The organism is Streptomyces sp. CS113 (assembly GCF_002188365.1).
In the GTDB taxonomy this organism is placed as follows: Bacteria; Actinomycetota; Actinomycetes; order Streptomycetales; family Streptomycetaceae; genus Streptomyces; species Streptomyces tendae.
On sequence record NZ_KZ195574.1, the window covers coordinates 8,596,962 to 8,610,838 of the forward strand.

The 13,877-nt window shown below is 71.4% G+C and carries 12 protein-coding genes; 7 read left to right on the forward strand and 5 right to left on the reverse strand.

The features are described 5' to 3' along the window. The first annotated feature begins 149 nt into the window (after positions 1-149). Complete coding sequence (locus tag B9W62_RS38870) at positions 150-2,414, forward strand: MMPL family transporter (protein WP_087811591.1); 2,265 nt, start codon at positions 150-152, stop codon at positions 2,412-2,414. Positions 2,415-2,511: 97 nt separating this feature from the next. Here the strand turns inward: B9W62_RS38870 and B9W62_RS38875 are convergent, their stop codons facing one another. Continuing rightward, positions 2,512-3,255 carry an SDR family oxidoreductase gene (locus tag B9W62_RS38875; protein WP_087811592.1) on the reverse strand — a complete coding sequence of 248 codons (744 nt, stop codon included), beginning with the start codon at positions 3,253-3,255 and terminating at the stop codon, positions 2,512-2,514. Positions 3,256-3,412: 157 nt separating this feature from the next. Here B9W62_RS38875 and B9W62_RS38880 point away from each other — a divergent pair, with 157 nt between their 5' ends. Next, a complete protein-coding gene (locus tag B9W62_RS38880; RefSeq protein WP_087811593.1) occupies positions 3,413-4,339 on the forward strand; it encodes a LysR family transcriptional regulator in 927 nt (308 codons plus the stop codon). A gap of 50 nt (positions 4,340-4,389) precedes the next feature. Here B9W62_RS38880 and B9W62_RS38885 read toward each other — a convergent pair whose 3' ends face one another. Together B9W62_RS38885 and B9W62_RS38890 are read right to left on the reverse strand one after the other, a co-directional pair. Beyond that, complete coding sequence (locus B9W62_RS38885; protein WP_087811594.1) at positions 4,390-6,555, reverse strand: bifunctional glycosyltransferase/CDP-glycerol:glycerophosphate glycerophosphotransferase; 2,166 nt, start codon at positions 6,553-6,555, stop codon at positions 4,390-4,392. A 408-nt stretch (positions 6,556-6,963) separates the two neighbouring features. Next, on the reverse strand, positions 6,964-7,941 hold the full coding sequence (locus tag B9W62_RS38890) for an NADP-dependent oxidoreductase (RefSeq protein WP_087811595.1): 978 nt from the start codon (positions 7,939-7,941) through the stop codon (positions 6,964-6,966). A 95-nt stretch (positions 7,942-8,036) separates the two neighbouring features. Here B9W62_RS38890 and B9W62_RS38895 point away from each other — a divergent pair, with 95 nt between their 5' ends. Continuing rightward, complete coding sequence (locus B9W62_RS38895) at positions 8,037-8,624, forward strand: TetR/AcrR family transcriptional regulator (protein WP_256976734.1); 588 nt, start codon at positions 8,037-8,039, stop codon at positions 8,622-8,624. Between the two features lie 69 nt (positions 8,625-8,693). Here the strand turns inward: B9W62_RS38895 and B9W62_RS38900 are convergent, their stop codons facing one another. Continuing rightward, positions 8,694-9,578 (reverse strand): aldo/keto reductase family oxidoreductase, encoded by an 885-nt coding sequence (locus B9W62_RS38900; protein ID WP_087811597.1) that lies wholly within the window; start codon positions 9,576-9,578, stop codon positions 8,694-8,696. A 93-nt stretch (positions 9,579-9,671) separates the two neighbouring features. Between B9W62_RS38900 and B9W62_RS38905 the strand changes: the two genes are divergently transcribed. Continuing rightward, a complete protein-coding gene (locus tag B9W62_RS38905) occupies positions 9,672-10,535 on the forward strand; it encodes a LysR family transcriptional regulator (protein WP_087812312.1) in 864 nt (287 codons plus the stop codon). 93 nt (positions 10,536-10,628) lie between these two features. Here the strand turns inward: B9W62_RS38905 and B9W62_RS38910 are convergent, their stop codons facing one another. Then, entirely contained in the window at positions 10,629-11,228 is a 600-nt protein-coding gene (locus B9W62_RS38910) for a TetR/AcrR family transcriptional regulator (protein WP_087811598.1), read from the reverse strand. A gap of 90 nt (positions 11,229-11,318) precedes the next feature. On the opposite strand from B9W62_RS38910, the gene B9W62_RS38915 reads away from it, so the two are divergent. From B9W62_RS38915 to B9W62_RS38925, 3 genes are all read left to right on the forward strand, one after another. Next, positions 11,319-11,888: a TetR/AcrR family transcriptional regulator gene (locus B9W62_RS38915; protein WP_087811599.1), complete on the forward strand. Its 570-nt coding sequence runs from the start codon at positions 11,319-11,321 to the stop codon at positions 11,886-11,888. 4 nt (positions 11,889-11,892) lie between these two features. Continuing rightward, on the forward strand, positions 11,893-12,837 hold the full coding sequence (locus B9W62_RS38920; RefSeq protein ID WP_087811600.1) for an ADP-ribosylglycohydrolase family protein: 945 nt from the start codon (positions 11,893-11,895) through the stop codon (positions 12,835-12,837). Positions 12,838-12,920: 83 nt separating this feature from the next. Next, positions 12,921-13,856, forward strand: coding sequence for a MerR family transcriptional regulator (locus tag B9W62_RS38925; protein WP_087811601.1), 936 nt, complete (start codon positions 12,921-12,923; stop codon positions 13,854-13,856). Positions 13,857-13,877 lie beyond the last annotated feature (21 nt).

Below are 13,877 nucleotides of genomic sequence, written 5' to 3' on the forward strand. Positions count from 1 at the left end.
CCACCCCGACACCACCGAAGACCCTCTCGTCGGTCTCGCGGACACCTCGGCATGCCTGTCCCGGGCTGCCGACGCCCCGGGGCCAGGGGTGAGACGCCCCGTGCGGGAGACCGAGTGTTCCCGATCCTCAGAATTGGAGATGTCCCTTCATGGCAACTTTCCTGCATCGGGTGGCCCACTGGGCCTTCCGAAGGCGCCGCACCGTGGTGCTGGTGTGGGTGGCGGTCCTGGCCGCCGTGTTCCTCGGCGCGGTCAACTCCTCGGAGGCACCCGAGGACTCGTCGTCCCTGCCGGGGATCGAGTCCCAGCAGGCGTTCGACCTGCTCGACGAACGCTTCCCCGGCACCGAGGCGGACGGGGCGCAAGCCCGTGTCGTCTTCGTCGCCGAGGGCGGGCAGCGGGTCACGTCCACGGCCAACCGATCGGCCATCGACACCCTCGTCGACGCGGTCGCCGACGGGCCGCAGGTCGCCGAGGCCACCAGCCCCTTCGACACCCGCGCGGTCAGCGAGGACGGCTCCACGGCGTACGCCACCATCACCTACAGGACCACGGCCGACGACCTCTCCGAAGCCGGCAAGGAGGCACTGACCGCGGCGGTCGAGCAGGCCCGGGACAACGGGCTGACCGTGGAGGTCGGCGGCTCCGCACTGGAGACCGAGCCGGCCCAGGGCATCGGCGAAGTCCTCGGCATCCTCGTGGCCGCGGTGGTGCTGCTCATCACCTTCGGCTCGCTCGCCGCCGCCGGTCTGCCGCTGCTCACCGCGGTTCTCGGCGTGGGCATCAGCCTGGCCGCGATCACAGCGCTGGGAAGCGCCCTCGGGTTCTCCTCCACGGTCGGCGAACTGGCGATGATGCTCGGTCTCGCCGTCGGTATCGACTACTCCCTGTTCGTCGTGTCCCGCTACCGCGAGGAACGGGCCAAGGGCCACCAGGCGCAGGAGGCGGCCGCCCTGGCCGTGGGCACGGCCGGCAGCGCGGTCGTCTTCGCCGGGCTCACCGTCGTCATCGCCCTGCTGGGCCTCTCCGTGGTCGGCGTTCCCACCCTCACCAAGATGGGAGTCGGCTCCGCCGGGACCGTCCTGGTCGGCGTCCTGATCGCCCTGACCGCGGTGCCGGCGCTCCTGGGCTTCTGGCCCGACGCCGTTCTCTCGCGTCGGGACCGCAAGGGCCGCCGGCGCACCCGCACCAGGCGCCCGGGCCGCTTCGGCAATAACAGGAAGGAGGCAACCCCGGCCGGCACGGCCAGGACACCCTGGGGTGTGCGCTGGGCAAGGTTCGTGACCCGACGGCCGGTGGCGGTGCTGCTGCTGACCGTTGCCGGCCTCGGCGCGCTCGCCGTACCGTCGCTGAACCTGCGGATGGGCATGCCGGGCGCCGAGTCCAAGCCGACCACGACCACGGAACGCCGCGCCTACGATGCTCTCGCCGACGGATTCGGACCGGGCTTCAACGGTCCGCTGACCGTGGTCGTCGACGTCAAGGGCGCCGACGACCCGGCAGCCGCCGTGACCGGCGTGGCCGACCGTCTCGCCGGCACCGAGGGAATCGTCTCCGTCTCACCGCCGCACTTCAACGAGGCGAAGGACACCGCGGTCGTCTCCGCGGTCCCCTCGACCGGGCCCGCCAGCGAGCAGACGCAGGACCTGGTGCGCACCATCCGGAACGAGCGTCCCGCGATCGAGTCGGCCACCGGTGCCGAGTTCCAGGTCACCGGCACCACCGCGCTGAACATCGACGTGGGCCGGAAGATGCAGGACGCCCTGGTCCCCTACCTCGCGGTCGTCGTCGGCCTCGCCTTCCTCCTCCTGATGGTGGTCTTCCGCTCGATCCTCGTGCCCGTCAAGGCCGCACTCGGCTTCCTGCTGTCCGTGGGCGCGGCCCTCGGCGCCATCGTCACGGTCTTCCAGGAGGGCCACGGGGCGGGCTTCTTCGGTGTCGAGGAGACCGGCCCGATCATGAGCACGATGCCCATCTTCCTGGTGGGCATCGTCTTCGGCCTCGCCATGGACTACCAGGTGTTCCTCGTCTCCCGGATCCGTGAGGCCCACATCCACGGCGAGCAGCCGGGCCAGGCCGTCGTCACCGGCTTCCGGCACAGTGCCCGGGTCGTCGCGGCGGCGGCACTGATCATGATGGCGGTGTTCGGCGGCTTCATGACGGGCGGCGAGTCCATGGTCAAGATGGCCGGCTTCGGCCTGGCCAGTGCCGTCTTCTTCGACGCCTTCGTCGTCCGTATGGCGTTCGTGCCGGCCGTCCTGGCCCTGCTCGGAAAGCGCGCCTGGTGGCTGCCGGGCCGGCTCGACCGGCTGCTCCCACGCGTCGACGTCGAGGGCGAGGCACTCACGAGGCGCGTGCCGGCCCCCCACGACACGTCCGGCGACGACGACCGCAAGGAGTCCATGAGGGTCTGACACCCCACCGGCCGGGCCGCTCGCAGTCCCTCTGCGAGCGGCCCGGTTCCGCCCCGAGTGGGGAGAACACGACGAGGATGCCGCGCTTGCCGGACGGTCAGAGTTGGGAGCCGCCGCCGTCCACGGCGAGTTCGGCGCCGGTGGTGTAGGTGGCGTCGAAGGCGAGAAACAGCACGGTCCGGGCGACTTCGAGGGGCGTGCCCATCCGGAGCATGGGGTTGTCGGCCGCCATCTGTGCCTTGGCCTGATCGGCCGCTTCCCGGGGCATCGACTTCTCCAGGATTCCGGAGTCGATCGGGCCGGGGCTGACCGCGTTGACGCGGATCTTGCGGGGGAGCAGTTCCCGGGCCAGGCTGCGGGTCATGGAGCGCAGCGCCGCCTTGCCGGCCGCGTACGCGCTGAGCATGGGAAGTCCCAGTACGTTCGCCACGGATGTGGTGAGTACGACGCCGCTGCCCTCCGCCAGGAGCGGAGCGAGCTTCTGCACCGTGAAGTAGGGGCCCTTGGCGTTGACGGTCAGCAGTTGGTCGAAGAGTTCCTCGCTGGTCGCCTCGAACGGCGCGAAGCCGTTGACGCCGGCGTTGGCGAACAACGCGTCGACCGTGCCGAACTCGGCCTTCACCCGGTCGGCCAGCGCGTCGATGTCGGGCAGCGACGCGGCGTCGCTGCGGACCGCGACCGCCCTCTGGCCGAGCCGGTCGCGGGCGGCGTCCAGAGCGGCCTGATTGCGTCCGGTGATCAGCACACGTGCCCCTTCGTCCACGAGCAGATGCGCGGTGGCCAGTCCGAAACCGCTGCTGCCACCGGTGATCACCACACGCTTGCCTTCGTACTTGCCCATGTCGGACACACACTCCCTCTGAGACAACGGCTGTTGGTTCCGTCCGAGCGGTCCCTCCCTGCCGGACACCAACGAGTCAACAACCGTCCGAACCGGGCGTCCAAGACCCGTTCCGCACCCCGTGATGCAGGAGCTGCATCACGGGTACGCTGCCGGTATGTCCGACGAAGAGCCGCCCACCACGTCGCCCCGTTCCGGCCCCGACCTGGATCTGAGACTGGTGCGGTACTTCACCGTCGTCGCCGAGCATCTGCACTACGCCCGGGCCGCCGCGGCACTGCACGTCGCCCAGCCCTCCCTGAGCCGCCAGATCCAGCGGCTGGAGGACGCTCTGGGGGTGCGCCTGCTGGAGCGCACCAGCCAGGGCAGCCGCCTCACCGCGGCCGGCGCGGCCTTCCTCCCGCAGGCACAGACGCTCCTGCACACGGCTCACCGGGCGGTGCTCAGCGCCCGCGCCGCCGCCCCGCCGCGTACGGTCACCGTCGGATACGTCGAGGACCTCGTCATCACCCCCGCGGTGCGGGACCTGCGGCGCCGTCACCCCGACGCCCACGTCCGCACCCGCCACCTGGACTGGGACGAAGCCCGCGCCCTGCCCGAGGGCCGGATCGACGCGCTGGTCGTCCGCACACCGCTGCCGATCCCGGACGACGGTCTGGACGTGACCGTCCTGTACGACGAACCCCGGGCTCTGCTGATGCCCGCGGCCCACCGGCTCGCCGGGAAGGAGTCGGTCACCCCGGGCGACTTCGCCGACGAGCCCCTCGTGGCCTGCGCCGGCATGGCGGCGCAGTGGACCGGGTTCTGGCGGCTCGACCCGCGTCCGGACGGCAGCCCGGCTCCACTCGGTCCCATGCTGGTGGACACGTTCGAGGACAAGCTCGAAGCCGTCGCCGACGGCCGGGCCATCGCCCTCGTGCCGGCCGACGACCGTCGCGTCACACTCCGCGGCGACCTCGCCACCGTCCCCGTCGAGGGAGTCGAACCCTGCCAGGTGGTGGTCGCCACGCGCCGCGCGGACGCCAACCCGCTCGTCGCCCACTTCCGTGAGTCCGCGCAGAGCTTCCTCGTGCGCGAAGACTGACGTCGCCCGTCCGGACGTGCTGCTGCGAGGTGCGGAGGACCCGCGCCGCGTCAGGCCACCGGAAACACGCGGCGCACGACGCGTTCGGACGCCCGCCCGTCGTCGTGCGGACAGAACCGTTCCCGGAACGCCCGGCGCAGACGGGTCGCCTCGGCCTCCCCGGTCCTGCCGCTGCTGATCGCGTGCGCGAGTTCGGGCACCGTCGTGGCGACCACGCCGGGTGGCGCGGCGAGCAGGTCGAAGTAGACGCCACGCTCCCTGCGGTAGCGTTCCCAGTCCGGGACGTACAGCACGATGGGGCGGTCGGCCAGCACCGCGAAGTCGAACATCAGCGACGAGTAGTCGGTCACGAGCAGGTCGGCGGCCAGGCACAACTCCTCGACCGACGGATGCCCCGACACGTCCAGGATGCGCGCACCCTGGTCGACCGGCGGGATCCCCGTGTCGGTCTCCAGGTAGTGGCGGCGTACCAACAGCGTGTAGGCGTCGCCCAGTTCGCGGGCGAGAGCGGTCAGCTCCTCCGTACGCCGGGACGGTGTCACGCCGTCCCGGTGCGTCGGCGCCCACAGGAGAACCCGGCTGCCCTCGCGTACGCCCAGCGCCGCGCGAGCGGTCTCGCGGTCCTGTGCGGTGGCCGCGGCCAGGCGGTCGTTGCGCGGGTAGCCCGTCTCCAGCACCTCGTAACGCCCCGGGTAGGCGCCGGCGAAGGCGGTCGTGGTGTGCGGGTTCGGGGTGACGAGGTAGTCCCAGCGGCCCACGTGCTCCAGGAGCCGCTCGAAGTCCATGTCACCGGCGCTGGGACTGCCCTTCAGGTCGAGGCCCATGTGCTTGAGGGGCGTACCGTGCTGTGTCTGCACATGGACCGAGCCGGCCCGCTTGGTCATGGTGTGCGGGAAATTGACGTTGTTCACGAGGTACTTGGCGGTTGCCATCACCCTGAGGTAGGGCAGGGTGTTCGCGACGACCCAGTCCACGCCCTCGGGCAGCGCCGCTCCGGCGGCCTTGTCGGCCACGACCCACACGCCCCGCACGGACGGGGCCAGTTCCCTCGCCTTCTCGTAGACGGCCGCGGGACTGCACGCGTATCCGCGGTACCAGTAAGCGGCGTAGACGGCGAGGTTCTCGTTCATCGGCAGGCGGAGGAATGCCCGGTAGGCGCCGCGTCGCGCAACGCCCAGCAGACCGCGTACGGCCCTTCTGGCCCGCGCCGGTACGCCGCGGGCCAGGGTGCGCAGCCGGTTGACGTCGTCCATGCGGTGGAAGGCCCCGCGGGCGCCGCGTGCCACGCAGCGGTACTGAAGGCCGCGCACACCGCCCGGGAAGGAGTAGCCGTCCGGTCGGTGATCGCGGAAGTGGCCGGTCAGACGGTCGAAGAACGCTCCGCGCAGACCGCCGGGGACCAGACCCGGAGTCCGGTAGACGGTGACGCCGTGCAGGACGGTGCGGTCGAAGACCCGGCGGCGCAACCCGGGGGCAGTGCGTCCTTCGGACGCGTCGATGAAGTCGAATATCCGGTCGTACTGACCGAACGCGTCGAGGTGCTTGGGCGAGCTGCTGTGGGTGATGGCGCCTTCGCGCTCGCGGCGGTAGTAGTAGCAGGGGCGGTCGAGGTAACTGATCCGTTCGGCGGCCAGCAGCAACGGGTACGTGACAGAGATGTCCTCGTAGTAGCCGTCGCCGAATTCGACGCCGAGGGTGAGTAAGTACTCCCGCCGGACCACCTTGTTCCACACCGACATGATCATGTTCAGCAGTTGCGGCTTCTCGGCCAGGGTGAACACCTCCGGCGGCGGCGGATCCGCGATCTGGCGCCGCCAGGTGTTCGGCTCCACCCGGCCGTCGGGATAACCGCGCACGAAGTCCGTCACCAGGACATCGGGGCGCACCTGCGCGAGCCGCTGCGCGACCGCCTCGACCGCACCGTCCATCAGCCGGTCGTCACCGTCGACGAACCACACGTAGTCGCCGGTCGCCTGCTCCAGGCCGGCCTTCCGTGCGCCTCCCAGGCCCCTGTTCGCTGCCAGGTGCACCACCCGCAGGCGCTCGTCCCGCGCCGCGTAGGCGTCCAGGATCGCGGCGCACCCGTCGGGTGAGGCGTCGTCGACGGCTATGAGCTCGAGTTCCGCGCCGCTCTGTGCGAGCAGGGAGTCCAGACACTCGGGCAACAGGGCCTCGACGCCGTGGACCGGGACGACGATGCTGATGCGAAGATCCATGCAGGCAATCCAGAGCGGTGAGACGACGGTGAACCGGCCTCGCGCTCGGACCGTGACGGCGCATCATGCCTTCGCCGCACTCCGGCCGACGAGCGCGCAGGGACGACAGTGGCTCCGGCAAGCGGAACACACTGTCGAGGACCGAATGGCCGGGCGTGCCGTTGCGGATCAGGCCCGTGACAAACGTCACATGGCGTGTGACCTGGGCTCACGCTCCACGCCGGCCGGACCGGCGGTTCGCCGAGGCCGACCAGATCGCGTCTGCACGTCGCGTACCGGGGGGACCGGGTCGCGAACAGGGAATGGCTGCCCAATTCGACGACCAGCGCGTCGCGTTCCGGGGGAGGGGGCCGGCACCTCCTGCGCGCTGCCGCGCGGGCTGAGCCGACCCCCGCTGCCTCCGGCGCGCTACAGGGGTCGGGGTGGAGAGGTGAGGTCGATGACGACCTTGCCGCGGACGTGGCGGGCCGCCTGGGCCTCGACTGCCGCGCGGATGTCCTCGACGGGGTAGGTCGCGTCCAGGGGTACCCGCAGGCCGCCTGCCGCGACGAGGCGCGCGATGTTCTCCAGGGCGTCGGGAGCGGCGTTGGCGCCGTTGGCGGCAGGAACGCCGTCGACCTGGCCCGCGATGGTGCAGATGCGGTCGTCAGGGACCCCCAACTCGCGCGCGACGTGCACCGTTTCCGTGCCGTGCAGGTCCAGGGCCGCGGTGACAGTGCCCGCACCGAGGTCCCGCACCCGGTCGGCCAGGCCCTCGCCGTACGCGACCGGTTCGGCCCCGAGGCTTCGCAGGTACTCCGCCGACGACGGCGAGCCGGTCCCGATGACGCGCGCGCCCGCGATCCGCGCGAGCTGGACCGCGAACACGCCGACCCCACCGCCCGCGCCGCCGACCAGCACCGTGTCGCCGGGGCCGAGGCCGAGCACGTCGAGGGCGGCGCACGCGGTACTGCCCGCGATCGCGAGTGTGGCGGCGGTGCGGTCGTCGACGCCGTCCGGGGTGTGGTGGGCGATGCCCTTGGCGATGTTCCCGTCCGCGTCGACGACGACGTGGTCGGCGACCGCCCTGGACAGGGCCGCCCCGAACACGCGGTCTCCCACCGCGTAGCCGCTCACGCCGGAGCCGACCTGGTCCACGGTTCCGGCGTAGTCGGTCCCGAACCCGCAGGGCAGGCTCAGACCGAACCGCGCCGCGGTCTCGGCGTCGGCGGTCACCAACCAGTCCATCGGGTTGAGCCCGGCTGCCGTCACACGGACACGGATCTGCCCGTCGCCCGCCCGGGGGCGGGCCACCTCCCTGAGAGCGAGGGCCTCCGGGCCGCCGAACGAGTCGAGGAGGACGGCCCTGCTCGTGTCGCCCCGCAGCGCGTCTCGGTGTTGTCGCATGTCCTACCCGTTTCCTTGTGTTCGTCGATCCCCGTGTTCGTGGAGCCAGCCGAAACGGACTATGCTCCGGTTATGGAATCCAGCATAACCGGAGCGTGATCCGTTTGACGAGTCCTAAGCCGCGGGCGACACGGGCCGACGCCGCCCGCAACCGCGATCAGCTGCTCGAAGTCGCGACACGTGTGCTCGCCTCACCCGGCGGCGAGACGTCGCTGCGTGCCATCGCCCGCGAGGCCGGTGTGGGGATCGGGACGCTCTACCGCCATTTCCCGACGCGTGAGTCCCTCGTGGAGGCCGTCTACCGCGACCAAGTCGTCCGCCTCACGAAAGGCGCCCGGGACCTGCTCGCCGACGAGACACCGGCCGTCGCGATGCGACGCTGGATGGACCTCTTCGGCGAGTGGATCGCGACGAAGAACGGCATGCTCGACACCCTGCCGGCCCTGATCGAGTCCGGCGCGGTCGGCCACGCCCGGACCAGGGACGAACTCCTGAACGCCATAACGACGATCCTCGACGCGGGCCGCGCGGCCGGAGACCTCCGCCCCGACGTCACCGCCGAGGAGACCGCGGCCGGTCTGATCGGGATCTTCACCGTCGCGCACCAGTCCGGCCCGACGGTCACGGCCGACCGCCTCCTGGACATCTTCCTGGACGGCCTGCGACCTCAGAAGCACCCGTGAGGACCGGCCGCGCCCGCGGGCCGTCTCCAGGGCCGTCGCATCTCCTGGCGCTGCGAGGCGCTCGACCTGCTACTGGCCGATCTTGTCCAACTCGGCGAGGTCCTCGCCGGAGAGCGGCAGTCCCGCGCCGACGACGTTCTCGCGCAGGTGGGCCGCAGACGAGGTGCCGGGAATGAGCAGGATGTTCGGCGACCGCTCCAGCAACCAGGCCAGGGCGACCGCGAACGGCGTCGCATCCAGCCGGGTGGCCACGGCGGAGAGCGCCGTGGACTGTAGCGGGGTGAAGCCGCCGAGTGGGAAGAAGGGCACGTAGGCGATGCCCTTGCCGGCGAGTTCGTCGATCAGCTCGTCGTCCTGGCGGTGGGCGAGGTTGTACATGTTCTGCACGCACACGATCGGTGCGATCTCCTGCGCCTCGGCGACCTGTTCCGCGGTCGCGTTACTCACTCCGAGGTGCCGGATCCGGCCCTGCCGCCGGAGTTCGACGAGGGTTTCGAAGGGCTCGGCGAGCGAGCCGGGCCGGGGGCCCGAAGCGTCACCGAGCCGGAGGTTGACCACGTCGAGCGTATCGAGGCCGAGGTCTTCGAGGTTCTCGTGGACGGCACGGCGCAGGTCCGCCGGCCGCCGGGCCGGGATCCAACCGCCCTGTCGGTCGCGGACCGCACCGACCTTGGTCACGATGTGCAACGACGCCGGATAGGGGTGCAGCGCTTCACGGATCAGCTGGTTGGTGACACGCGGCCCGTACGCTCCGGCGGTGTCGATGTGGGTGATCCCGAGGGCGGCGGCCTCGCGCAGTACGGCGAGCGCGCCGCCGTGGTCGGCGGGCGCACCCATGACCCCGGGACCGGCGAGCTGCATGGCGCCGTAGCCGAAGCGCGTGACGGTCACATCGCCCAGGGGCCAGGTGCCGCCCGGCAGTGACGTGGAGGGGGTGTTCGTGGTTTCGCTCATGCCGTCGATGCTCGCTCGCGGACGAGCTGCCCATCCAATACCGGTGCAGTGCCCTGTGATACCCGGCGGGTATCACAGAGTTACGCTGTGGCCATGGACACCTTGGAGACCCGTGAGCTGAGGTACTTCGTGGCTGTCGCGGAGGAGCTGCACTTCGGTCGTGCCGCCGAGCGCCTCGGTATGGCCCAGCCACCGCTGTCCCGGTCGATCCAGCAGCTCGAGCGACGCCTCGGCGTACGTCTTCTGACCCGCAACCGTCGCGGTGTCTCCCTGACCGGTGCCGGAGAGATGCTCCTGTACGAGGGGCGCGCGGCCCTCGACGCGACCACTGCGGCCGTTCGCCGAACCCGTCGCGCCGGTGGTGCCGACCGTCCGGGCGGCGCCCGCAACCGCCTGGTGCTGGCGGTGAAGGCCGGCGCGTCCCACGAGCTGCTGCACAAGCTCCTCGACGCCTATGCGGCCGAGCCCGATGCCGCCGACGTCGAGGTGCTGCCGAGCGGCACGTGCGAGCAGGAAGGGATGCTGCGCGACGGCCGTGCCGATGTGGCGCTGATGCACGCGCCGTTCAACTCCCTTGCGGGGTTCGACAGCGAGGAACTGATGACCGAGGGCCAGATCGCCGTCCTGCCCGCCGGGCACCCGCTGGCCGCGCGGAAAACCCTGTCCCTGGCCGACGTCGGCGACATCCCCGATCTGCCTCTCGCCCGTTGGTCCCGCCACGGCGCGTATCCACCCGGCCCGGGCCCCGAGATCCACGACCAGACGCAGCTGGCCCAGCTGATCGCCCTCGGGCGCACCGTGGCCGTCTTCCCCGACTCGGCCCGCGCGTGGCTGTGGACCGAGCACACCGCAGTCCCCCTGACCGACGCGCCGCCCGTCGTCACTCACATCGCGTGGCCCGCGCACAGCCGCTCCCTCGCCCTTGCCGGGCTGGTCCGCACGGCCACACGGCTGTGACGCGTCCTCGCCGGGCGTCGTCGCGACACACGGCCTGACCGTGCGGGACGAGTGCGGGAAGGGCGCGGAACCCCGGCCTGCCGCAACGACGCTTCAGGGGACCAGCGCCCTGCGCCAGTGTTCCGTGACGTGTGCGCGCAGCCGTTCGGTGTCGATGTGGGCGGGATCGACCAGCTGTTGCATACCGATCCCGCGCAGTTGTGCGAAGAGGGCGGTCGCCGTCTCGTCGGGGGCCACGTCGGGGCGGATCGTGCCCTCGGCGATCCCCGCGGTCAGGTCCTCGCGCAGATCCGCGCGGAATGCCTCGCTCCGCTCACGGAAGACGGGGGCGAGGTCGGGAGACGTGGCGGCCTCGGCCCACAGCAGCAGGAAGACGCGGTTCAGCACGTTCATACGGCCGAGTTCTCGGACGTACCCGTCGATGAGGCGCAGCAGCCGGTCCAGGCCGGGCGGCAGGCCGTCGAGGCCGGGGACGAATCCCGCCTGGGCGGTGTGCGCCAGGCGTGCGACGAGGGCCTGCTTGGACCCGAAGTGGTGGGTGACGAGTCCCCGGCTGTAACCGGCCCGTTCGCCCACGCGCGCCAGGGTCAGGGCGCGCACACCCTGCTCGTCCATCAGTTCGGCGGCGGCCCTGAGCAGCGCTGCCTCGGCCTCCGCGCGGCGCTGTGCCTGAGTGCGGCGAGTGGTGGTCATGGCATCCAGGCTACAACATACTTGTCATCTGACTAGCAAGTATATGAGGATGGCCATGGCCCCTCCAGGGCACGGAACGGAAGGCACCGGATGACGCAACCCACCGGACGCGCGCCGCGGTCGGACGCCCGGGAGAACCGCGCGCGCATCCTGGCGGCGGCACGCGCGGTCCTCGCCGCCGACCCCTCGGCGCCCCTCCAGTCGGTCGCGCGGGCGGCCGGTGTCGGTCAGGGGACCATGTACCGCCATTTCCCCGGCCGGGAGGCCCTGTTGGTCGCCGTCCACCAGGAGGAGATGAACGCGCTCACCGATACGGCCGTGGTACTGCTGGCCACGTACGAGCCGCTGGAGGCGCTGCGCCTGTGGTTCGAGCACCTCACCGCTTACGGCCGCAGCGGGCACGGGGCGGCCGTGGCCGTCGAGGCAGCCGCACGCGCCGGGGGAGGACAGGACCGCCCGCCCGCTGTCGCCGCGCTGGACCTGCTGCTCGAGGCCGGGAAGGAAGCGCGCCAGGTCCGGCCGGACGCCGAGGCGGAGGACGTCCTGCTGCTGGGATCCTGCCTCTGGCGGGCCGAGGACAGGCCGGCGTGGAGCGCACGCCGCCTGCGGATGCTCACCGTGATCATCGACGGCCTGCGCGCCGCCCCGCCGATAGCCTGAGCCCATGGAGCGAATCCAGCGCGCCGCGGGCGCGGTCGTCGGTTCGGCGGTGGGTGACGCGTTGGGCGGCCCGTTCGAGTTCTGCCCCGAGGGAGCGTTCTCTGCCCGGTTCCCCACGTCCGCCGCCGGTGGCGAGATGGGCGGAGGCGGCGGCTGGGACCCTGGCGAGGCGACCGACGACACGCAGATGGCCGTCCTGGTCGCGGAGTCGCTCCTCGAACAGGAGAGGTTGGACCTGCCGGACATCTTCGCCCGTTTCCAGCGCTGGGCGGCGTCGGAACCGAAGGACATCGGCTTGCAGACCGAGGACGTCCTGACCAACGGCATGCCGTGGGACCTCGCCGCCGCGATCCATTTCCAGGTCAGCCAACGAGCAGCGGGAAACGGCTCGCTGATGCGCGCGTCGACCTCCGCGGTCTACTTCGCGGCCGCCGGCCCACAAGCCACCATGGACGCGGCCCGTCGCATCGCCGCCCTGACGCACGGCGACCGCGCGGCCTGGGAAGGCACCGCGATCCTCCACGAACTCGTCCGCCTGATGCTCGACGGGCACACCGACCCCCTCACCAAACTCGCCGACATCCTGACGCTGGTCCACCCCGACCACCGCGGCCGCTACGCCACCGTCCTCTCGCCGGACTGGCACCCCGACCGGGCGACCGAGTTCAACGGTGCCGTTTGGCCCTGCCTGGGCTCCGCCGTCTGGGCCCTGCGCACCACCACCAACTTCGAAGACGCACTCCGCGCGGCCATCGACCTCGGCGGCGACACCGACACCGTCGCCGCCGTGACGGGAGCCCTGGCGGGGGCGTACTACGGGCTGGGCGCGATCCCCGTCCGCTGGACCGAGCCGCTGCACGTCCCCCTCCCCGGCTTCGACGGGCGGGTGCTGCGCCTGGCAGACCTGCTCCACCTCGCGAACCGCCTCCTCGAGGAAGGCCGTCGTTGAGGGCCGCGTCGCCGGAGGCAGGTTGCACATGCCGTAACGGCATGTGGTCCAGTGGCTGGTGAGTGAGACGTCGAGAGGCCCCCATGCACTTTCCTGTGATTCCCCGCCGGGTCAAGATCGGCGATGCCGCCGCGTTCGCCGGGACGACCCCCCGGGCCATCCGCCACTACCACGCCATCGGGCTGCTTCCCGAGCCGGAACGGGGCGCCGACGACCGCCGTCGCTACGGCTACGACGACATGATCCGCCTGCTGTGGATCCGCAAAATGGCAGACGCCGGCATTGCCCTGGAGGACATCCGCACCACCTTCGAGCCCACCACCGACATCGAGCAGTCCCTCGCCCGCCTGGAGGAATCCCTGGCCGCCCAGGCAGCCGCCATCGAACGCCAGCGGGCCGCGGTGCGCAACTGGCGCGAGAGCGGCAACCCCCTCGGTCTGCTCTCCCCCCTCGTCACCGGCCGCGTGCGCCATCTGCCGGCCGGCGCCCTGCGGCAGTCGGATCTGGACACCCTCCTGGTCACCGAGCGCATCTTCGGACCCCTTGGCGCGGCCGTTCAGGCCGACCGGTTCATCGTCCTGGCCACCCATCCCGGCCTGCGGGCCGAGGACGATCGCCTGACCGAGGCCGAGACCGCCCTCGACGACAGCGTCGACCCCGACGACCCCCGGGTGGAAGAGATCGCCGCGCAGTGGTGCGCCCACGAGCTCGCTGTGGGGTCGGCCATCGAGGAGGCTGGGCTCGACGAATCCGCGGATGAGCTTTTCGCCCACCAGCACGATGAGACAGCGGATCCGGAGGACGGTGAGCCGGTGATGAGCGCGCTGCAAGCCATCGGCAAGATGCCGTACGACTTCTCCCCGGCCCGCGTGCGGTGCATGGAACGCGCCATGGAGCTGCTGAACGCCGCCCACGCGACAAACGGACCGGCCTTCGGAGCACCGGGGGCGGTTGATGAGCAGCCGGCCGAGGGGCCGGGTGGTTCTTCTTCGTCCAGCCGTCGGCGCGCGGGCCCTTGAGGGCTGCGCCGAGGCAATGTC